Source organism: Alteraurantiacibacter buctensis, assembly GCF_009827655.1.
GTDB lineage: Bacteria > Pseudomonadota > Alphaproteobacteria > Sphingomonadales > Sphingomonadaceae > Alteraurantiacibacter > Alteraurantiacibacter buctensis.
In genome coordinates this window covers 815820-835861 of sequence record NZ_WTYV01000002.1, presented here as the reverse complement: position 1 = coordinate 835861, position 20042 = coordinate 815820, and the positions used below count along the sequence as shown (strand labels likewise).

19 protein-coding genes and 2 tRNA genes are annotated in these 20042 nt (G+C 66.0%); 14 read left to right on the top strand and 7 right to left on the bottom strand.

The annotated features are described in order from the left end of the window. Positions 1–8 precede the first annotated feature (8 nt). The 4 genes from GRI99_RS08575 to GRI99_RS08560 form a co-directional block, all read right to left on the bottom strand. On the bottom strand, positions 9–695 hold the full coding sequence (locus GRI99_RS08575; RefSeq protein WP_160771585.1) for a peptidylprolyl isomerase: 687 nt from the start codon (positions 693–695) through the stop codon (positions 9–11). A gap of 114 nt (positions 696–809) precedes the next feature. Then, entirely contained in the window at positions 810–1322 is a 513-nt protein-coding gene (coaD, locus tag GRI99_RS08570) for a pantetheine-phosphate adenylyltransferase (RefSeq protein ID WP_160771584.1), read from the bottom strand. After that, positions 1322–2227 carry a polyprenyl synthetase family protein gene (locus GRI99_RS08565; RefSeq protein WP_160771583.1) on the bottom strand — a complete coding sequence of 302 codons (906 nt, stop codon included), beginning with the start codon at positions 2225–2227 and terminating at the stop codon, positions 1322–1324. The genes coaD and GRI99_RS08565 overlap by 1 nt, the downstream gene beginning before the upstream one ends. A 7-nt stretch (positions 2228–2234) precedes the next feature. Further along, entirely contained in the window at positions 2235–2483 is a 249-nt protein-coding gene (locus GRI99_RS08560) for an exodeoxyribonuclease VII small subunit (protein ID WP_160771582.1), read from the bottom strand. A 61-nt stretch (positions 2484–2544) separates the two neighbouring features. Between GRI99_RS08560 and GRI99_RS08555 the strand changes: the two genes are divergently transcribed. Further along, on the top strand, positions 2545–2946 hold the full coding sequence (locus tag GRI99_RS08555; RefSeq protein ID WP_160771581.1) for a DUF2177 family protein: 402 nt from the start codon (positions 2545–2547) through the stop codon (positions 2944–2946). Between the two features lie 72 nt (positions 2947–3018). Continuing rightward, positions 3019–5265, top strand: a complete 2247-nt coding sequence (gene purL, locus GRI99_RS08550; protein ID WP_160771580.1) for a phosphoribosylformylglycinamidine synthase subunit PurL — start codon at positions 3019–3021, stop codon at positions 5263–5265. A 3-nt stretch (positions 5266–5268) separates the two neighbouring features. Here the strand turns inward: purL and serB are convergent, their stop codons facing one another. Beyond that, entirely contained in the window at positions 5269–6150 is an 882-nt protein-coding gene (gene serB, locus GRI99_RS08545) for a phosphoserine phosphatase SerB (protein ID WP_160771579.1), read from the bottom strand. On the opposite strand from serB, the gene miaA reads away from it, so the two are divergent. The 8 genes from miaA to GRI99_RS08505 all read left to right on the top strand — a co-directional run bounded on the left by miaA (position 6143) and on the right by GRI99_RS08505 (position 14953). After that, a complete protein-coding gene (miaA, locus tag GRI99_RS08540; RefSeq protein ID WP_160771578.1) occupies positions 6143–7090 on the top strand; it encodes a tRNA (adenosine(37)-N6)-dimethylallyltransferase MiaA in 948 nt (315 codons plus the stop codon). The two genes, serB and miaA, sit on opposite strands and share 8 nt — an antisense overlap. 140 nt (positions 7091–7230) lie before the next feature. Then, positions 7231–8979 (top strand): biosynthetic-type acetolactate synthase large subunit, encoded by a 1749-nt coding sequence (gene ilvB, locus GRI99_RS08535; protein ID WP_160771577.1) that lies wholly within the window; start codon positions 7231–7233, stop codon positions 8977–8979. Between the two features lie 7 nt (positions 8980–8986). After that, positions 8987–9505, top strand: coding sequence for an acetolactate synthase small subunit (gene ilvN / locus GRI99_RS08530; RefSeq protein WP_439098429.1), 519 nt, complete (start codon positions 8987–8989; stop codon positions 9503–9505). Further along, positions 9505–9879 (top strand): hypothetical protein, encoded by a 375-nt coding sequence (locus tag GRI99_RS08525; protein WP_160771576.1) that lies wholly within the window; start codon positions 9505–9507, stop codon positions 9877–9879. Before ilvN ends, GRI99_RS08525 begins: the two co-directional genes overlap by 1 nt. A gap of 8 nt (positions 9880–9887) precedes the next feature. Then, the gene (gene ilvC / locus GRI99_RS08520) at positions 9888–10907 is read left to right on the top strand and encodes a ketol-acid reductoisomerase (RefSeq protein WP_160771575.1); all 1020 of its coding nucleotides are present in this window, start codon (positions 9888–9890) and stop codon (positions 10905–10907) included. 164 nt (positions 10908–11071) lie between these two features. Then, on the top strand, positions 11072–11716 hold the full coding sequence (locus GRI99_RS08515) for a YceI family protein (RefSeq protein ID WP_160771574.1): 645 nt from the start codon (positions 11072–11074) through the stop codon (positions 11714–11716). Between the two features lie 287 nt (positions 11717–12003). After that, positions 12004–13692: a 2-isopropylmalate synthase gene (gene leuA, locus GRI99_RS08510; protein ID WP_160771573.1), complete on the top strand. Its 1689-nt coding sequence runs from the start codon at positions 12004–12006 to the stop codon at positions 13690–13692. 79 nt (positions 13693–13771) lie between these two features. Continuing rightward, positions 13772–14953 (top strand): sensor histidine kinase, encoded by a 1182-nt coding sequence (locus GRI99_RS08505; RefSeq protein ID WP_160771572.1) that lies wholly within the window; start codon positions 13772–13774, stop codon positions 14951–14953. Positions 14954–14963: 10 nt separating this feature from the next. On the opposite strand, the gene GRI99_RS08500 is transcribed toward GRI99_RS08505, so the two are convergent. Together GRI99_RS08500 and GRI99_RS08495 are read right to left on the bottom strand one after the other, a co-directional pair. Next, on the bottom strand, positions 14964–15470 hold the full coding sequence (locus GRI99_RS08500; protein WP_272917389.1) for an AHH domain-containing protein: 507 nt from the start codon (positions 15468–15470) through the stop codon (positions 14964–14966). Positions 15471–15529: 59 nt separating this feature from the next. After that, positions 15530–16210 (bottom strand): hypothetical protein, encoded by a 681-nt coding sequence (locus tag GRI99_RS08495; protein WP_160771570.1) that lies wholly within the window; start codon positions 16208–16210, stop codon positions 15530–15532. Between the two features lie 262 nt (positions 16211–16472). Between GRI99_RS08495 and recJ the strand changes: the two genes are divergently transcribed. From recJ to GRI99_RS08475, 4 genes are all read left to right on the top strand, one after another. Further along, a complete protein-coding gene (gene recJ, locus GRI99_RS08490; RefSeq protein ID WP_160771569.1) occupies positions 16473–18254 on the top strand; it encodes a single-stranded-DNA-specific exonuclease RecJ in 1782 nt (593 codons plus the stop codon). Between the two features lie 93 nt (positions 18255–18347). After that, positions 18348–18422 (top strand) — tRNA-Glu (locus GRI99_RS08485). A 37-nt stretch (positions 18423–18459) separates the two neighbouring features. Next, positions 18460–18534 (top strand) — tRNA-Glu (locus GRI99_RS08480). A gap of 103 nt (positions 18535–18637) precedes the next feature. Beyond that, positions 18638–19828 (top strand): sensor histidine kinase, encoded by a 1191-nt coding sequence (locus GRI99_RS08475; protein WP_160771568.1) that lies wholly within the window; start codon positions 18638–18640, stop codon positions 19826–19828. The last annotated feature ends 214 nt before the right edge of the window (positions 19829–20042 follow it).

Here is a 20042-nt window from a genome sequence, read left to right as displayed (position 1 = left end):
CGCCGGCATCAGTTACCGGCGGCGCTGCGCAGTTCCACCGGGGCGGGAGCTTGCGAAAGCGGCCGCGGTGCAGTGGGCATCAGTTGCGGAATGTTATCTGCCGCTATGGTCGCCTGCAGGATGCGCGTGGGGTTGGCCGGCGGCTCGCCCCGCTCGATCGCGTCCACTGCATCCATCCCGGAAATGACCCGGCCGAAGTTGGTATAGTTCCGGTCGAGCGAGAAGCGCGGGTAGAAGACGATGAAGAACTGGCTGTTCGCGCTGTTCTCATCGTTGCCCAGGCGCGCCATCGAGACCGAACCGCGCACGTGCGGCATGCGGTTGAATTCTGCCGTCAGGTCCGGCAGCTCCGATCCGCCCTGGCCGGTACCGGTCGGATCGCCGGTCTGCGCCATGAAGCCATCGATCACGCGGTGAAAAATCACTCCGTTGTAGAACCCGCTGCGCGCCAGTTCCTTCACCCGCGCTACGTGGCCCGGGGCCCACTGCGGGACAAGCCGGATGGCCACGCGCCGGCCATTCGACAGGTCGAGGAACAAGATGTTCTCGCGGTCGACATTCAGGTCCGGATTGGCAGCCAGTACCGGCACTTCGGTAACGGCGGGAGCGACCGGCGCATCCTGCGCGGCGGCAGGCACGGCAAGGGCGGCACCCAGGGCCAGCGGGGCGATCAGCGAAGCGAGCAGGCGGTTCATCACGGGAGCTTGTCTGGTCCTTGCGGGAATACGTCGGGTGCAGCCCTAGTGGCTTGGGGCTGACAGTTCAATGAACATGGCACTTTGCGCGGGGGATGGCCCGATCTGGCGAACCTAGCGTTCGCCCTTGCGGCCGATCTTCTCCACCCGCGCCACCACCGCCTCGCAGATCGGCGCGCTGACGAAGCGGCTGACATCGCCGCCATAGAAGGCGATTTCCTTCACCAGCTTGCTGGCGATGGGCTGCAGGCTGATGTCGGCCATCAGGAACACGGTCTCGATGCGGGAGTTGAGCTGCTGGTTCATCCCGGCCATCTGGTATTCGTACTCGAAGTCCGCCACCGCGCGCAGGCCGCGCACGATGATGCTGGCCCCTTCCCGCTCGGCCACGTCCATCAGCAGGGCATCGAAACCCTTGACCTCGACATTGGCCAAACCAAGCCGCGCCACTTCTGACCGCACCATGTCCATCCGCTCCTGCGGGGTGAACATCGGGTCCTTGCTGGGATTGGTGGTGACGCCCACGATCAAACGATCCACCAGCTTGGCCCCGCGCCGCATGATGTCGGCATGGCCCAGGGTGAAGGGGTCGAAGGTGCCGGGATAGAGGCCGATACGTTCCACCATCAATGGTCACGCTCGACAATATAGCGTGCCAGCGCCCGCAGCAGGTCTGCCTCAGCGCCATGCACCGCCAGATGGCCGATCGCTTGCTCCGACAGGAACCGCGCCTGTTCGCGGGCCTTTTCCGGGCCCATCAGGGAAACGAAAGTGGCCTTGCCCTGCCCTTCGTCCTTGCGCAGCGCCTTGCCGGCCAGCTTCTCGTCACCCTCGTGATCCAGCAGGTCGTCGGCGATCTGGAAAGCGAGGCCGATGTCGCGGGCATAGGCGCGCAGGTGGTGGCGGCCTTCCTCTGGCACCTTGCCCAGAATGGCGCCCATTTCCACCGCGCACATCAGCAGGGCACCGGTCTTCAATTGCTGCAGGCGGGTGACGCCCTGGAGGTCGAACTGCTCTTCCTCGGCCGCCATGTCCATCACCTGCCCGCCGGCCATGCCGTTGTGGCCGCTGGCCTTGGCCAGGCAGCAGACCAGTTCGGCGCGGATGAAGGGGTCGCTCGATACCTCATGACCGGCCAGCAGTTCGAAGGCCAGCGCGTGCAGCGAATCGCCCGCCAGCACGGCCAGCGCCTCGTTGAACTGCACGTGCAGCGTGGGTTTACCATGGCGCATGGCGTCGTCATCCATGCACGGCAGGTCATCATGGATCAGCGAATAGACGTGGATCGCCTCGATCGCACAACCGGCGCGCACGGCGGCGCTGCGGCTGGCGCCGTACATCCCCGCCACGGTCGCCACCAGCAGCGGGCGTACCCGCTTGCCGCCGCCGATGGCAGCATAGCGCATGGCTTCCACCAGCCGGGCGCGGGCATCGCCAGGCACCGGCAGGATCACATCGAACGCGGCGTCCACCTCGCGCTGGATGCGTTTCAGTCCTTCAGCCAGGACGTTATCGGCAAGTGTAAGCCCCATCCCCGCCTCAGTCCGGATCGAAGGGTACGGTGGCGGAGGCGCGACCATCGGGGCCGGCCACGATCTTCTCGATCCGCGCCTGCGCCGCATCCAGGCGTGCCTGGCAGTGGGCCCGCAGCGCTTCGCCCCGCTCGTAGAGGGAAATCGATTCGTCCAGCGGCACCTCGCCGCTTTCCAGCCGGCGCACCACGTCTTCCAGCGCGCGCAAGGCGTCTTCGAAGCTGAGGGCGGCAATTTCAGCGTTGGTTTCGACCATGCGCGACCATTGACGCTCACAGGGCAAGCGGTCAAGCTGCCGCACCTGCCGGGAGAAACGCATGAAGTGGATTATCGCCTATGCCGCGGCCACCATTGCCTTCGGTGCGCTGGATGCCTTGTGGCTGCGCTGGGCCGGGCCGAACCTCTACCGCCCGGTAATCGGGGAGATCCTGGCAGACAGCTTCCGGCTGGCACCCGCTCTGGTGTTCTACCTGATCTACATTGCCGGCATGGTCTGGTTTGCGATCCGTCCGGGGGTTGAGGCGGGCTCGGTCGCCACCGCCCTGCTCAACGGCGCGCTGCTGGGGGCGCTGTGCTATGCCACATTCGACCTCACCTCGCAGGCGGTGATGAAGGTGTGGGCCACCCACATCAGCCTGACCGATATTGCCTGGGGCACTTTCGCCACCGCCGTTGCATCCGGCGTCGCCACGTGGGCCGTACTGCGGCTAACCCCGTGAGGGGGAAAACCCCGGCCATCGCGCGCCGGGGGGACTAGCGACTCCCCGCCGCTCCCGTTAAGGGCTCTGGCCATGTCCCAGATCACTCCCGAGATCGTTGCCCAGCACGGGCTGTCCGAAGACGAATACGCGCGCGTGCTACACGCGCTCGGCCGCGAGCCCAACCTGGTTGAGCTCGGCATCTTCTCGGTCATGTGGTCGGAACATTGCAGCTACAAGTCATCGCGCCTGCACCTGAAGAAGCTGCCGACGCAGGCCCCGTGGGTAATCTGCGGGCCGGGCGAGAACGCCGGGGTGATCGACATCGGCGATGGCCAGGCCGCCATCTTCAAGATGGAGAGCCACAACCACCCCAGCTATATCGAGCCCTACCAGGGCGCGGCGACCGGGGTCGGCGGCATCCTGCGCGACGTGTTCACCATGGGTGCGCGACCTATCGCCAATGCCAATGCCCTGCGCTTCGGCCGGCCGGACCACCCCAAGATGAAGCACCTGGTGCACGGCGTGGTGGCCGGCATCGGCGGCTATGGCAACTGCGTGGGCGTGCCCACCGTGTGCGGCGAGACGAACTTCCATGCCGCCTATGACGGCAACATCCTGGTCAACGCGATGACCGTGGGCCTGGCCGATGCAGACAAGATCTTCTACTCGGCCGCCACCGGCGTGGGGAACCCCATCGTCTATGTCGGCAGCAAGACCGGGCGTGACGGCATTCACGGCGCGACCATGGCCAGCGCCGACTTTGGCGAGGATGCCGAGGAAAAGCGCCCCACGGTCCAGGTGGGTGACCCCTTCACCGAGAAGCTGCTGATCGAGGCCTGCCTGGAACTGATGGCCACCGATGCCATCGTCGCCATCCAGGACATGGGCGCGGCGGGCCTGACCAGCTCCAGCGTGGAAATGGCCACCAACGGTGAAACCGGTATCCGGCTGGACATGAATATGGTGCCCTGCCGCGAAGAGGGCATGACGCCTTACGAAATGATGCTTAGCGAAAGCCAGGAGCGGATGCTCATGGTGCTGAAGCCCGGCAAGGAGGCCATGGCCGAGGCGATCTTCCGCAAGTGGGAGCTCGACTTTGCCGTGATCGGCGAGGTGACCGACAGCCGCCACATGGTGCTGGAATGGAACGGCGAAGTGGTCTGCGACATTCCGCTGGGGCCGCTGGCCGCCGACGCGCCGGAATATGACCGGCCCTATATCTCCAAGGCCGAGTACCGCGAATGGGCCGGCACGAAGCCGCTTGAAAACGTGCCCAACGGCGCGGAAGACGGCAGCGATATCGGCGCTGACCTGCTGAAGCTGCTGGCCTGCCCGGATCTCGCCAGCCGCAAGTGGATCTGGGAGCAGTACGACAGCCAGGTGGGTGCCGATACGCTGCAAACCGGCGGCGATGCCGGTGTGGTGCGCGTCCACGGCACCCGCAAGGCGCTGGCCATCACCACCGATTGCACGCCGCGCTATGTCTTTGCCGACCCCTACGAAGGCGGCAAGCAGGCCATTGCCGAGGCCTATCGCAACCTGTGCGCCGTTGGCGCGAGGCCGCTGGCGGTGACCAACTGCCTCAACTTCGCCAACCCGCAGCGGCCCGAAATCATGGCCCAGCTGGTCCACGCGCTGGAAGGCATGGGCGAGGCCTGCCGCACGCTCGACTTCCCGATCGTGAGCGGCAACGTGTCCCTCTATAACGAAAGCAAGGCCACCGGCGGCGGCAGCGCCATCCTGCCCACCCCGGCCATCGGCGGCGTGGGCGTTATTGCCGACTATGCCACCATGATGACCATGCCCTTCAAGCAGGAAGGCGATGCGATCTTCCTGATGGGTGCCGAGCCCTGGGCCACCCCGATCCACGCCCGCAGCCTGGTAGGTCGCAGCCTGTGGCTGCGCGAGATCCACGGACGCGAGGAAGGCCGCGTGCCGCCGGTGGACCTGACGCTGGAAAAGTACAACGGCGAGTTCATCCGTGAACTGATCGATGCCGGCCTGGTCAACGCGGTGCACGACGTGTCGGACGGCGGCATGGCCGTGGCGCTGGCGGAAATGGCCATGGCCAGCGGCCTGGGCGCCGAGGTCGACAACCACCCCGACTACAACCCCGCCCGCTGGTGGTTTGGCGAGGACCAGGGCCGCTATATCATCACCGTGCCCGATGTGGCCGCCTTCCAGGCTCAGATCGCCAAGGGCACCCGCAACGAGGACACCGCCAGCTCCGGCCTGCGGCGCCTGGGCACCGTGGGTGGTGACTGCCTGTTCGGGGTCCAGATCGGTGACCTGAAGCAGGCCAATCTGGGCTTCTTCAGGGAGTGGATGGAAAGCTGACCCTCAGCCCACCCAGTCGTTCTGGAAAATGCCCAGCAGCTTGAGCAGCGCGGTCAGGTCACCACGGTCCACCCAGCCGTTGGCCGCCAGCCGCGCCTTGGGCTTGGCGTAGTAGGCCATGCCGTAGGTGGAGGCCTGCAACATCGGGATGTCATTGGCCCCGTCACCCGCGGCCATGCTGACCACCTCGCCGCCGAGCAGGGCGATTTCCTCCTCCAGCACACCCTGCTTGGTGGCGCTGCCGCAGATGGCGCCCACCAGCCCGCCGGTCAACTTGCTGTCGGCCACATCGAGCCGGTTGCCGACCACGCGTTCGAAGCCGATCATCTCGGCCACCGGATCGGCGAAATGGTGGAAGCCGCCGGTCACCAGCACGGTGCGGCAACCGCGATGCTTAAGCGTCTCCACCAAGGTGCGGGCACCCGGATTGGGGCGGATGCGTTCGGCCAGGCACTGGCCAATGGCGGCCTCATCCAGCCCGGCCAGCAGGCCCACCCGCTCGCGCAGGGCCGATTCGAAATCGAGTTCGCCCTGCATCGCCCGTTCGGTAATGGCGGCGATCTGGTCCTTGATGCCGGCATAGTCGGCCAGTTCGTCGATGCATTCCTGCCCGATCATGGTCGAATCCATGTCGCTGACGAACACTTGCGGCACGGCAATGGGCGCGCGGGCCAGGATGGCATCGCTGGGGGCGAAATGCGTGTCAACGGCAGCGCGGAAGGCCTCCATGTCATCGTCAGGCGAGGAGATCTCCAGTACATCACTGCCGGCATCCAGCAGTTGCGCGCCTGCCATCGCCAGCCCCCGGGCCGCGAGATCGGCGGCAAAGGCATCCAGCCGTGTTTCCAGGGCGGCGGTGTCTGCTATCAGGCGGGCAATGAGCAAGGATCATACTCCGGACTTGAGAAGGCTCGCGCTCATTGCAGGGCCGACCGCCAGCGGCAAGAGCGATCTGGCCGTGCGGCTGGCGCTGGCCCTGCAGGATGCCGGGCGCGAGGCGGTGGTCATCAACGCCGACAGTGCGCAGGTCTATGCCGACCTGCGGGTGCTGAGCGCGCGTCCCTCGGCCGAAGAGATGCGCGGCGTGCCACACAGGCTGTTCGGTGCCTGGGACGGGGCCGACGCATGCTCGGCCGCCGAGTGGGCCGAAGCGGCGAAGGCGGAAATTGCCCGCACCCATGCGGCCGGGGCGGTGCCGATACTGGTGGGCGGCACGGGCCTCTATATCCGCACCCTGCTGGATGGCATCGCCCCGGTCCCGCCGATCCACGACACCGTGCGCGAGGCGGTGCGGGCGATGACGCCGCCGCAGATATATGCCGCTCTGCTGCAGGAGGACTACGGCTATGCCCTGCAGCTCAACCGGGGTGACCGACAACGTACGTCGCGCGCACTGGAGGTGGTCCGATCCACCGGCAAGTCGCTCAAGGAATGGCAGAAGCACAAGGTTGGCGGCATCGGCGATCAGATCACCCTCGCCCCCATGGTGCTGCTGCCCGAGCGTGAAGCGCTTTACGCCCGCTGTGATGCCCGCTTCGCGCGGATGATGGACAGCGGTGCGGTGGAGGAAGTGGAAGCCCTGCTCGATCGCCGGCTCGATCCGCTGCTGCCGGTGATGTGCGCCATCGGCGTGCGCGAGATTGCCGGCTGCTCGCACGGATCGTGGAGCCGCGAGGAGGCGATTGCCATGGGCCAGCAAGCCACGCGCAACTATGCCAAGCGGCAATACACCTGGCTGCGCCACCAGCCGCCAGCGGAATGGCCGCGCAAGCAGCCTGAAAATGTCGATTTGCGCGATGACTTTGAAATATTATTCCGCAACTAAGAGTTGACATGGCATTTTGTGTCGCCTAGCAGGCCGCTCACACGAGTTTTCCGGTTGGAGAGGGAGAGGCCCGGTGCGACGCAGATCGCGCCGGGCCGATCATTTCAGCCCGAAGCACATTGGAAGTTGGAGAAGTTAAAGTGACCCAGGAACGCAGCGGCGCGGCCATCCTGTGCGAAACGCTGGTCCGCCAGGGCGTGGAATTCGTCTTCGGCTACCCCGGTGGCGCGGTGCTGCCGATCTATGACGAGCTGTTTTCGGATGATCGTATCCGCCACATCCTTGTGCGGCACGAAGCCGGCGCGGCCCATGCTGCGGAAGGCTATGCCCGTTCCACCGGCAAGCCCGGCGTGGTCCTGGTCACCAGCGGCCCCGGCGCGACCAACGCCATCACCGGCATTGCCGATGCCTTCCTTGATTCGATCCCGCTGGTGGTCATCACCGGCCAGGTGGCAACCAACCTGATCGGCACCGATGCATTCCAGGAAGCCGACACGATCGGCCTCACCCGCCACTGCACCAAGCACAACTATCTGGTGAAGGACCCGGCAGAACTGGCCGCCACGATCGACGAGGCGTTCGAGATCGCCACCACCGGCCGTCCCGGCCCGGTCGTGATCGACATTCCCAAGAACGTGCAGGTTGCCACTGCGCCGTGGAGCGATGCGCCGATCCAGCGCCATCGCCGCTATAACCCGCGCATGGTCGCCCCGCCGGAGGAGATTGCCGAGGCGGTTGAGCTGATCGCCAATGCCAAGGCGCCGATCTTCTACACCGGCGGCGGCGTGATCAATTCCGGCCCGCGCGCCAGCGAGCTGCTGCGCCGCTTCCAGGCGCTGACCGGCGCGCCCATAACGTCCACGCTGATGGGCCTTGGTTCGTTCCCGTCCGATCACCCGGCCTGGCTGGGGATGCTGGGCATGCACGGCACGCTGGAAGCCAACATGGCGATGAACCAGTGCGACGTGATGGTGAACATCGGTGCGCGCTTCGATGACCGGGTCACCGGCCGCCTTGACGCATTCAGCCCCGATTCCACCAAGATCCACATCGATATCGACCGCGCCTCGATCAACAAGGTGGTGCCGGTGGACCTGGGCATCGTGGGCGATTGCGCCACGGTCCTGGAGCAGATGATCGAGTGCTGGGGGAACCGGAAAGCCCAGGACCTGTCCGAATGGAACGCCCGCCTGGCCGGCTGGCGCGCGCGCGACAGCCTGGCCTATCCTGCCAAGAGCAAGGACGGCATGATCATGCCGCAGAAGGCGATCGAGCGGCTCCACGCCCTGACCCACAAGCTGGATCCCGTGATCACCACCGAGGTAGGCCAGCACCAGATGTGGGCCGCGCAGTACTTCGGCTTCGTCGAGCCGAACCGCTGGCTCACCAGCGGCGGCCTGGGCACGATGGGCTATGGCCTGCCCGCCGCCATCGGCGCGCAACTGGGTAATCCCGGCAAGCTGGTGATCGACGTGGCCGGCGAAGCATCGATCCAGATGAACATCCAGGAAATGGGCACCGCCAGCCAGTTCCGCCTGCCGGTGAAGGTGTTCATCCTCAACAACGAATACATGGGCATGGTACGCCAGTGGCAGGAACTGACCTATGAAAGCCGCTATTCGAACAGCTATTCCGATAGCCTGCCCGATTTCGTGGCGCTGGCCGAAGCCTATGGCTGGAAGGGCATCCGCATCACCAGCGAAGACGAGCTGGACGCCGGCATCCAGGCGATGATCGACCACGACGGGCCAGTGATGGTCGATTGCATGGTGGCCAAGGAAGCCAACTGCTTCCCGATGATCCCCAGCGGCGCGGCGCACACCGAAATGCTGCTCTATGGCGACCAGGTGGCCGGCACGCTGGACGATGAAGCGAAGGCGCTGGTCTGAGGATACCATGATGAAAATCAAGCAGAGCGAAGCCGAGCGCCACGTGCTCAACATCACGGTCGATAACGAGGCCGGGATCCTGGCCAAGATCGCCGGGCTGTTCACCGCGCGCGGCTATAATATCGACAGCCTTACCGTGGCCGATATCTCGGAAAACCACTCGGTCAGCCGCATCACCATCGTCACCAACGGCCCGCCGCACGTGATCGACCAGATCGAGGCCCAGCTTGACCGGCTGGTTCCCGTCCACCGCGTGGTTGACCTGACCCAGGCCGGCCCGCACGTGGAACGCGAGCTGGCGCTGGTGAAGGTGTCCGGCGTGGGCGAGAAGCGGGTAGAAGCCCTGCGCCTGGCCGATATCTTCCGCGCGCGGCCCGTGGATACAACCACCGGCAGCTTCATCTTCGAGATCACCGGCCCGCCGGACAAGGTCGACAGCTTCATCGCCCTGATGCGCGAACTGGGGCTTGTGGAAGTGGGCCGCACCGGCGTTGTCGGCATGATGCGGGGTCCGGAGGCCGCCTGATGGCGCAGTGGGCCCTGCTTCTTGCTGCGGCGCTGTGTGTCGTGACCGCCTCTATTCATTCGGTGCTGGGCGAGATCCGGCTGATCGGCCCGGTGATCCACAGCCAGGCGCGGATCATGCGCGAGCCGCTGGCCCGCCAGGTGCTGCGCTTCGCCTGGCACTGGACCTCGGTACTGTGGCTGGTCATCGCCGGGGTGCTGGTTTCAGCGGGAACCGGTTCTTTTGTTGACCGGACAATTTTGTTGGCTATCGCCACCGCGCACATTCTTGGCGGCCTTGCGGACGCCGCAATTACCCGCGGCAAGCATATCGGCTGGCCGTTCATTCTTTCGATCGGAGCGCTCACGCTCTTCGCCGTTGTTTCGAATACTTAGGACCGAACATGAAAGTCTATTACGACGCCGACTCCGACCTCAACTTGGTCACCGACAAGAACATCGCCATCCTGGGCTATGGCAGCCAGGGCCACGCGCACGCGCAGAACCTGCGCGATTCGGGCGTGAAGAACGTGGCTATCGCGCTGCGTCCCGGCTCGGCTTCGGCCAAGAAGGCCGAAGGTGCCGGCTTCAAGGTGATGAGCAACAGCGAAGCGGCCGGCTGGGCCGACATCCTGATGATCCTGGCGCCCGACGAGCATCAGGCCGCGATCTGGGAAAACGACCTGAAGGGCAAGATGAAGCCCGGCGCGGCGCTGGCTTTTGCCCACGGCCTCAACATCCACTTCGGCCTGATCGAAGTCCCCTCGGACATCGACGTGATCATGATCGCGCCCAAGGGCCCGGGGCACACCGTGCGCGGCGAATACCAGAAGGGCGGCGGCGTGCCGTGCCTGATCGCGGTGCATCAGGACGCCAGCGGCAATGCCCATGACGTGGCCCTGGCCTATGCCAGCGGTGTCGGTGGCGGCCGTTCGGGCATCATCGAGACCAACTTCAAGGAAGAGTGCGAGACCGACCTGTTCGGCGAACAGGCCGTGCTGTGCGGCGGCATCACCCACCTGATCCAGGCCGGGTTCGAAACGCTGGTGGAAGCCGGCTACGCGCCCGAAATGGCCTATTTCGAGTGCCTGCACGAAACCAAGCTGATCGTCGACCTGCTGTATGAAGGCGGCATTGCCAACATGCGCTATTCGATCAGCAACACCGCCGAATACGGTGACATCACCACCGGTCCGCGCATCATCACCGCCGAGACCAAGGCCGAAATGAAGCGCGTGCTGGCCGACATCCAGAGCGGCCGTTTCGTGAAGAACTTCGTGCTCGACAACCGCGCCGGCCAGCCCGAGCTGAAGGCTGCCCGCAAGGCCGCCGAAGCCCACCCGATCGAGCAGACTGGCGCCAAGCTCCGCGCCATGATGCCGTGGATCGGCAAAAACAAGCTGGTCGACCAGACCAGGAACTGATCGGCCTCACCGCCCATCGACAAGAGGCCCCTGCCACGGCGGGGGCCTTTTTGATTCCGGCAAGAATGCGACAATTCGCGACAAACTGCCCTTTGGTGCCGCTGGACAAGGCCGCCAAGGCCCGCCACATTGCGCGCCACAAGTTTCACTGAGAGGATCGCTCAATGCGCAAGACCCTGTTTGCCCTGGCCGCCGCCGCTGGCGTGGCCACCCTGTCCGTTGGCGCGCTGCAGGCACAGAACGCCCCCGCTGCCCCGGCGGCCCCGCCCGCCCCCACCTCGGGCACCTACAGCACCGACGCCGCCCACTCGCTGGTCGGCTGGAGCGTCAGCCACCTCGGCTTCAACGATTACTTCGGCATCTTTGGCGATGTGGCCGGTACGCTGAACCTGGATGTCGAAAACATCAGCAATTCCAGCGTCGATGTGACCATTCCGGTCGCTTCGGTGACCGTGCCCAGCGCCGGCCTGAAGGACCACCTGCTGCGCGCCGGCCGTGATGGTGGCGCGCCGGACTTCTTCGGCCCGGATCCGGCCCCGGCCCGCTTCGTCTCCACCGCCGTCCACTCCACCGGCCCGCGTACCGCGCACATCATGGGCAACCTGACCCTGAACGGCGTGACCAAGCCGGTCACCATCCAGGCCGAACTGTCGGGCAACGGCACCAACGGCATGAGCCGCAAGGAAACCGTGGGCTTCCACGGCACCACCACCATCAAGCGTTCCGAATGGAACATGGGCTGGGGCGTGCCGTTCGGCATCGGCGACGATGTGGACCTTAACATCACCGTGGCGTTCGAGAAGCAGTAAGCGCTCTTCAGCCATTTGCATTGCAGGCGCGCGGTTCCCCGGCGGGAATCGCGCGCTTCGCTTTTTGCAATGCTGGACATTTCTTAACCACGCCCCCATATGCTGCGCGTATGAGCAACCGCTCCATCCTAGCGCTGCTGCGACTTACACGCCCTTAGGCGTGCCATTGTCCGTGCGCGCCCAAGCGGGTCGATCGCCGGAACACTGCCTAAGGGCCCCTTTACCCAGCCATGAAATTCCGCCAGCGCCCCTTGCCGCGCGGGCGATAAGCGATAAGGGCAGTTCCCATGCCAATGCTCAAGGACCCGAGCCGCAAGTACCACGCCTTCCCGCAGGTCAACCTGCCGGACCGCCAGTGGCCTTCGCGCACCATTGCAAGCGCACCCCGGTGGTTGTCCACCGACCTGCGCGATGGCAACCAGTCGATCATCGATCCGATGGACGCGGTGAAGAAGCACCGCTTCTTTGACCTGCTGGTGGAAGTAGGCGTGAAGGAGATCGAAGTCGGCTTCCCCAGTGCGGGCGCGACCGAGTTCGATTTCATCTCCGGCCTCGTCCAGTCCGGCAAGATCCCGGAGGACGTGGTGATCCAGGTCCTCACGCAATCGCGCGCGGACCTGATCAAGCGCAGCTTCGAAAGCCTGGAAGGCGCGCACAGCGCCATCGTCCACCTGTACAATGCAGTCAGCCCCGCCTGGCGCGAAATCGTCTTCCGCATGAGCCGCGACGAGGTGCGGCAGATCGCGATAAAGGGCGCGCAATTACTGGTGGACGAGGCGTCCAAGCGCCCCGGCACCCGCTGGCAGTTCGAATACAGCCCCGAAACCTTCTCCACCGCCGAGCTCGATTTCAGCCTGGAGGTGTGCGAAGCAGTGATGCAGGTGGTCGGCCCCGCGCCCGACAACCCCATCATCCTCAACCTGCCGGCCACGGTGGAAGCGGCAACTCCCAACATCTATGCCGACCAGATCGAGTATTTCTGCCGCAACCTGCCCAACCGGGACGCTGCGGTAATCAGCCTGCACACCCACAACGATCGCGGCACCGGCGTGGCGGCGGCGGAACTGGGCCTGATGGCCGGGGCGGACCGGGTGGAAGGTTGCCTGTTCGGCAATGGCGAGCGCACCGGCAACTGCTGCTTGGTGACCGTGGCCATGAACCTCTACACGCAGGGCATCGACCCGGAGCTGGATTTCAGCGACATCGACAAGGTGATCGAGACGGTCGAATACTGCAACCAGTTGCCCGTCCACCCGCGCCACCCCTATGGCGGGGAACTGGTGTTCACGGCCTTTTCGGGCAGCCACCAGGACGCGATCAAGAAGGGCTTCGAAGCGCAGAGCCAGCGCAATGACGAACTTTGGCGCGTGCCCTACCTGCCGATCGACCCGGCGGACCTGGGCCGCAGCTACGAGGCCGTCATCCGCGTCAACAGCCAGTCCGGCAAGGGTGGCTTCGCCTGGGTGCTGGAACAGGACCAGGGCCTGAAACTGCCGAAGAAGATGCAGGCCGATTTCAGCCGCCACGTGCAGGCCCTGGCCGATGAACTGGGCCGCGAACTGAACGCCGCCGATATCTGGCAAGCGTTCCGCCAGGCCTATTATATCGGTGACGTGCCCAAGCGGTTCCGCCTGGTCGACTACGAGGAAAGCAAGGCCAGCGACGGCACCCACCTGTTCACCGGCACGATCCTGGTGGACGGACAGGAGCAGCGCATTTCGGGCCGGGGCAAGGGCCTGCTGTCGACGATCCTTGCCACCATGCGCGAAGCGTTCGGTCTCGATTTTGAGGTTCTCGACTACGTTGAGCACGCTCTGGGATCCGGCATCGATGCCCGCGCGGCCGCCTATATCGAGTGTCGCCTGCCCGACGGTCGCAGCACCTGGGGCGTGGGGATCGACCAGGACGTTGCCACAGCCAGCGTGCGGGCGATTCTGTCCGCCGCCAACGGCACGGCCCTCGCCACCACTAGGTGATCTTGCGAGGCAGCGCGAAAGCCCTTTGCCAAGGCGGGTGATGGCATGACCGACAGCAGTGTTTACTGCGACCGGATTCATGGATCACCTGCTTGCCTTTGCCCTGATCGTGAACTTCGCCACTCTGGCTGCCCTTGGTGTCGCGCTGGTGGCGGTCAGGCGAGGCCGGCTCGCCCGTGCTGCTGCAGCGCCGGACCCCGATCCAGCGCCCCAACCGGTATCGCAGGCAGCGCAGGAGGCCGCTGTGCTGGAGGCGCTGTGCCGCGACATCCGCGCGCGGACAAACGGTGTTGTGGGACTGGCCGAACTGCTGGTGGCCGCACCCCTGCCCGAGGAGCAGTTGCGCCAGGCCGAACTGATCGCCGACAGCGGTCGCACCATGCTGCGCCTGCTGGGTGATGTGCTTGATGTGACCCGGATCGATGCCGGCGGTCTGCAATTGGAGGCCGAGCCGACCGACCTGCGCGAATTGCTGGGTCACAGCGTCGGCCTGATGCAGGCCAGTGCCCGCGCCCGCGGGCTGACGCTTGTGCTGGTGGTGGACGATGGTGTGCCAGCACTGATCGAACTCGACCGCGCCCGCCTGCGCCAGGTAGTCCTCAACCTGGTGGGCAACGCCATCAAGTTCACCGAAAGCGGCCGGATCGACGTACAGGCCCGCCTGGCGCAGACCGACAGCGGGCCGCAACTTGCGATCTCGGTCATCGACACCGGCCCGGGGATCGCCCGCGAGCGGCAGGCGGATATCTTCCAGCCCTTCTTCCGCCAGGCCAGCACCGCCGCACCGGCCATGCCGGCCAGCGGAACCGGCCTTGGCCTGGCACTAACCAGCCGGATCGTTCGTGCAATGGGTGGCGAGATAGCCCTCGAAAGTGCGCCCGGCCTGGGTAGCTGCTTCACGGTGCGCCTGCCCATGGCCGCCAGCGAGCATGCCGAAGCCGATGCGCCTGCAACGCGGCCGTCCGATCCGCACCAGCAGCGCGAGATGCGGTCGCATTACCTGCTGCGTCGGCAGGCACTGCTCAGCGGCCTGCGCGAAATCGCCCTCTCGCCCGGGCTGCACCCGCACGACGCCAACTGGGACAATCTCGCCTCGCAGTTGCACCGCCTGGCCGATATCGCCGCCACCTTCGGCGATGCACGGCTTGGTGACGTGGCGCGGCGGCTGCACGGCGAACTGCGCCAGCAACCCAGCCCCCGGCTGCGGCACGAAGTGCTACTGCGCCACTGGGATGAATTACAGGCGGCCAGCACGACCTAGCTGTCCCGGCTCACTCCAGCCCGGAATCGTCGCCGCTGGCGTGCCACAGGGCATCGGCCATGGCATCCAGATCGCTGAAGTCGACCGTGTGCCAGGCAGGGTCGTGCCGGTTGAGCCGCGCCAGCGTGCGCGCGGGTTGCAGCAGGCTGCGCCGCAGGGCCCGCTGCAGCAGCCGCAGGCGCATGACAAGCTCGCTCCGCGCCCGGTCGGGGTCGCGACCGTGGCAGGCGGACCAGCCAGCCTCTATCTGCCCCGCCCGCTCCATCACCACAGAGTTGTAATGCCTGTGAGGTCCACGGTGCAGCGGCAGCCCCAGCACTTGTGCCGCCTGTTCCAGCGCCGGCAGGAGCAGGCCGTTGGCGCGGAAGTCATCGAGGCCCAGCCGGTCGGTGCCGACCTGGTCGATGATCCGGGCGAACCAGGGCTGCGCCACGAGTTGCCGCGGCAGCAGGTGGTGGCGTTGCATCCCGGCGCGAAAGCCGGGAGTTCCGGGTGCATTGACCGCCCGGAAGCGCAAGGGTGCATAGTGTCGCCGCGCCCCCGCGGGAGGCGCGGAAACCTTGCCACCGGGCCCGTTTAGCGCGACCCTCTCCACACCCGCACCACGCCAGCGTGATGATCGGGCTCCAGCATCAGCGTCTCGCCCGAAGGTCCGGTGAGCGACTGGGTGCGGTCGATCCGGCCGGTTTCCACCAGCCAGTGCAGCAGCCGCACGGCCAGCTTGGCAGCACCGGCGCGGTCCTCGGCGATCGCCCGGTCGATCACCAGTTCCTGCCCGGTGAACAGAGCCAGCCCCTCGCTGGTCATCGTGCCATCGTCCTGCGGCACCAGCGCCGTCAGTCCCAGGCCGGGAAAGGCACCCCCGCCAATCCAGCGGGTGACACCTTCGCGGAAATGGGCCGGGGAGGACACGGCGCGCGCCGGCTTCCAGATGAGCCCCTGGATCCCGTCCAGCGTGGCCAGTTCCGCCGCCAGCCAGGCAAGGCAACGGATTACCGGAATCATCGGCCCGCCGCTGGTCAGGTGAGGGCCGGGCACAAGGCGCATCACTTCGAACTGGGCAAGGTCCGGCCTGCTATCGAAGCCATAGAAATGGCAAGCCTGTTCGGCCCGTTCCGAGGGTCCGGGTGCTACGCCTGAAAGGTCGAAAGTCAGGCCATTGGCCAGCAGCTCAACCCACTGGCGCTCTCCCGCGACCGCATCGGGCTCGGGCTCGAAGGTCACCGCAAACTGGCCCTGCTTCAGCGAATGGGCCACCAGATCGGAAGCGCGCGGCCGCTGGCCCGCCGCAAACAGCAATGCGACGGCGCTGTCCAGCTTACCACCTGCGGGGCGATGTGCGAGTGCGATGGTCTGCAATCCCCCCCTCTTACCGACCCTCGGTTTCCAGTTACGCCTGATACCTGCCTATGCGAAAATCGTTCGGAGTCAAAGATAGGCCACCAAATCGTACCGCGGCCGGACAATCGGGGGTCAGCAGGCTTTCCCGATTCCCCTTACAACGCTAATCGCTAATACTATGAATACGACCGCTTCCGTTCTGGGAATTGATGCCTCGCTATCCGGCCGGAGCTGGCAGTGGCTGGGCGGGCCGATGCAACTGGACCAGGGAATCGACGGTGGCGGGGTGGACATCGTGGGCCAGTTGCTGCTGGCACGCGGCGTCTCGCGCGACGACCTGGCGCTGCACCGCGATCCGTCCTTGCGCAATTTCCTGCCCGATCCATCCCAGTTTGCGGACATGGACCGCGCGGCCGAGCGGCTGGCCGAGGCGGTCATCAGCGGCGAGAAAGTCACCATCTACGGCGACTATGACGTGGACGGGGCCACCAGCGCAGCCCTGCTGGTGCGGCTGCTGCGGATGCTGGGCCATCATGCAGAGCACTATATTCCCGACCGCCTGCTCGAAGGATACGGGCCTTCGGGCGAGGCGCTGGTCCGGCTGGGTGCGGCTGGCTCCAGCCTGATCGTCACGGTGGATTGCGGAGCCATGGCGCACGAAGCCCTTGGCATGGCCCACGCCGCCGGAATCGATGTGATCGTGGTCGATCACCACAAGTGCGCGCCGGACCTTCCGCCCGCCTATGCCCTGGTCAATCCCAACCGGCTGGACGAAAGCGAGGCGGCAGCGGCCCATGGCCACCTGGCCGCCGTGGGTGTCGCTTTCCTGCTGGCGGTGGCGCTGGTGCGCACCTTGCGGGCACGTGGCTACTTCGCGGGGCGGCCTGAACCCAGCCTGTTCGCCCTGCTCGACCTGGTGGCGCTGGGCACGGTAGCCGATGTCGCGGCCATCCGCGGCCTCAACCGTGCCTTTGTCGCGCAGGGCCTGAAAGTCATGGCGAAGCGCCACAATGTGGGCATGGCCGCGCTGATCGACGCCGCGCGCCTTTCGCGCCCGCCCTCGTGCAGCGACTGCGGCTTTGCCCTGGGTCCGCGCATCAACGCTGGCGGCCGGGTGGGCGAAGCGACGCTGGGCGTGCGCCTGCTGACCACCGAGGATCCGGCCGAGGCCGCCGCCCTCGCCCAGCAACTCTCGCGCCTGAACGAGGAACGCCGGGGCATCGAGGCCGCCGTGCAGGAGGCGGCCGAGGAGCAGCTTGCCGGTCAGCATAACCGCGCCGTGCACGTGCTGGCTGGCCGCGGCTGGCATCCCGGCGTGATCGGCATCGTGGCGGGACGCATCAAGGAGAAGACCGGCAAGCCCGCGCTGGTCATCGCACTCGATGAGGAAGATGGCCTCGGCAAGGGCTCGGGTCGCTCGATCACCGGCGTGGACCTTGGCGAGGCGATCATCGATGCAGCCAAGGCGGGCCTGCTGGTGAAAGGCGGCGGCCACGCAATGGCAGCCGGCCTGACCATTGCCGAAGACCGGCTGGCGCAGTTTGCGGACTGGCTGGAGGACCGGCTGGCCGGCCCTGTCGCCCGCGCTTCCGGCAACCGCGTGCTGAAGCTGGACCTCGCCCTGGCCCCGCGCGGTCTTTCCCCGGAACTTGTCGAAACACTCGAACGTGCCGGCCCATTCGGCATGGGCTGGCCAGGCCCGCGCATTGCCGTGGGGCCAGTGCGGCTGGTCAAGGCGGACGTGGTGGGCACCGATCACCTGCGGGTGATCGCGGCGGGGGATGATGGTGCCAGCTTCAAGGCCATCGCCTTCCGCGCGGCGGAAAGCGCGATGGGCCAGGCACTGCTGCACGGCGCGCGCGGGCGCAAGCTGTGGCTGGCCGGGCGCCCCAAGATCGACGACTGGGGGGCCCGTCCCGCTGCCGAACTGCACCTGGAAGATGCCGCCTGGGCCAATTGATCTACCGCCTTTCGTGCAGGCGGCACGGAATTGCGGAAAAGCAGACTTGACCGCATGAACGCACACCCCTAAGTGCGCCGCTCGCACCGCAGTGGCCCCTTCGTCTAGCGGTTAGGACGCGGCCCTTTCACGGCTGAAACACGGGTTCGATTCCCGTAGGGGTCACCACCGGTGCGCTGATATGCTCTTGCCGCCAGCGGCAACCGGCCCCTTCGTCTAGCGGTCAGGACGCGGCCCTCTCACGGCTGAAACACGGGTTCGATTCCCGTAGGGGTCACCAGAGCAATCCTTGCTCAATCCCACATGTCTCGCACCGGTCACAATTGTGCGCCATCGCGTTTGCCGGTAGTCGCCCGCAGACCGAACCCCTATTGGCACCTTGCATGATCTTCTCGCGCATACCCGCTGGCGGCCTTGCCGTGGCCCTGCTCACTGCAGTGGCCATGCTGGTGGCCGGGGTAAACTGGCTGATCGTGCTCGCCGTGGCCCTGGTCTGGTGTGCCTCCTTCTGGCTAGCCCAGCCCCCGCCGCAAGAAGCGCCCGCACCCCGCGGCGATGCCATGCAGGTTACCCAGGCGGGCATGGCCGGGCTGCTGGAAAGCGCCGGCCTGCCGATGCTGATGCTGGATGGCGAGCGGATCATCCAGGCCAACAAGGCCGCACGCGAGGCATTGGGGGGGCACGTGATCGGCCAGGACGCGCGCGTGGCTTTCCGCCACCCCGAGGCGGTAGAACTGCTGGGGCGGCGCAGCGGCGGCAGCGTCGACATTCCCGGTCTCACCGGCCCGCGCTCGATCTGGCACATGCAGCACCAGTTGATCGACCAGCGCTACAGCCTGGTGGAACTGGTCAACCGCACGGCCGAGGCCGATATCAGCCGTGCGCATACCGATTTCGTAGCCAATGCCAGCCACGAACTGCGCACCCCCCTCGCCTCAATCATCGGCTATATGGAAACACTGGCCGATGAAGGGGCGGACATGCCCCCGGCCCAGGCGCAAAAGTTCTATAACACGGTCTTGCGCGAGGCGCGGCGGCTGGCTTCGCTGGTCGATGACCTGATGTCGCTGAGCCGGGTCGAAGCGGAGAAGCACGACCGGCCGCGCGAAAGCCTGGATCTGGTGCAACTGGTGCGCCAGGCCGCGCGTGACGGGGCCGGGCCGGAGCGGCTCAAGCGCCTGAAGTTCGAACTGGCGGCTGAAGGCCTTATGGTACGCGGTGATCGCAACCAGCTGGAACAGCTCGTCCGCAACCTTGTCGATAACGCCATGAAATACGGTGCGGCCGAGAGCGACGTGACAGTGGCGATCGACGTGACACCCAACGGCATGGCGCGACTGATGGTGCGCGACCGGGGCGATGGCATTCCGCCCGAGCATATCCCCCACCTGACCCGCCGATTCTATCGCACCGATCCCAGCCGCAGCCGCGCGCAGGGGGGCACAGGCCTGGGCCTGGCAATCGTCAAGCACATCGTCGAGCGACATCGCGGCCAGCTCGATATCGAAAGCCGCATCGGCCAGGGCACGACGGTGACGGTGCGCCTGCCGCTGCTGGCCCAGACCGAAGGCTGACCGTCAGCCTCGGCCCGCGTGACGGCTGATCGACAGGCTTTTCCGCGACTGTCACAAAAGTGCAATCGACCGGTCATAGAGGGGCCGCAAGCTTGTCACATTACAGACAGAAATGGATTCGCCTTCGCGTCAGCCTTCTTGCCTAGCTGCCCTCCGGACCGCAGCATGTGACAGTGGAATGTCCGGCGTCTTTCTTAGAACCGTAACACAGCGC

What these genes read in the sequence shown, in the direction of transcription:
- GRI99_RS08515 (WP_160771574.1), top strand. Translation starts at nt 11,072, where the DNA reads ATGCGCAAGACCCTGTTTGCCCTGGCCGCCGCCGCTGGCGTGGCCACC.
- recJ (WP_160771569.1), top strand. Translation starts at nt 16,473, where the DNA reads ATGAATACGACCGCTTCCGTTCTGGGAATTGATGCCTCGCTATCCGGC.
- GRI99_RS08560 (WP_160771582.1), bottom strand. Translation starts at nt 2,483, where the DNA reads ATGGTCGAAACCAACGCTGAAATTGCCGCCCTCAGCTTCGAAGACGCC.
- ilvN (WP_439098429.1), top strand. Translation starts at nt 8,987, where the DNA reads ATGATGAAAATCAAGCAGAGCGAAGCCGAGCGCCACGTGCTCAACATC.
- ilvC (WP_160771575.1), top strand. Translation starts at nt 9,888, where the DNA reads ATGAAAGTCTATTACGACGCCGACTCCGACCTCAACTTGGTCACCGAC.
- leuA (WP_160771573.1), top strand. Translation starts at nt 12,004, where the DNA reads ATGCCAATGCTCAAGGACCCGAGCCGCAAGTACCACGCCTTCCCGCAG.
- coaD (WP_160771584.1), bottom strand. Translation starts at nt 1,322, where the DNA reads ATGGTGGAACGTATCGGCCTCTATCCCGGCACCTTCGACCCCTTCACC.
- GRI99_RS08555 (WP_160771581.1), top strand. Translation starts at nt 2,545, where the DNA reads ATGAAGTGGATTATCGCCTATGCCGCGGCCACCATTGCCTTCGGTGCG.
- GRI99_RS08525 (WP_160771576.1), top strand. Translation starts at nt 9,505, where the DNA reads ATGGCGCAGTGGGCCCTGCTTCTTGCTGCGGCGCTGTGTGTCGTGACC.
- GRI99_RS08505 (WP_160771572.1), top strand. Translation starts at nt 13,772, where the DNA reads ATGGATCACCTGCTTGCCTTTGCCCTGATCGTGAACTTCGCCACTCTG.
- miaA (WP_160771578.1), top strand. Translation starts at nt 6,143, where the DNA reads ATGAGCAAGGATCATACTCCGGACTTGAGAAGGCTCGCGCTCATTGCA.
- GRI99_RS08475 (WP_160771568.1), top strand. Translation starts at nt 18,638, where the DNA reads ATGATCTTCTCGCGCATACCCGCTGGCGGCCTTGCCGTGGCCCTGCTC.
- GRI99_RS08575 (WP_160771585.1), bottom strand. Translation starts at nt 695, where the DNA reads ATGAACCGCCTGCTCGCTTCGCTGATCGCCCCGCTGGCCCTGGGTGCC.
- GRI99_RS08565 (WP_160771583.1), bottom strand. Translation starts at nt 2,227, where the DNA reads ATGGGGCTTACACTTGCCGATAACGTCCTGGCTGAAGGACTGAAACGC.
- purL (WP_160771580.1), top strand. Translation starts at nt 3,019, where the DNA reads ATGTCCCAGATCACTCCCGAGATCGTTGCCCAGCACGGGCTGTCCGAA.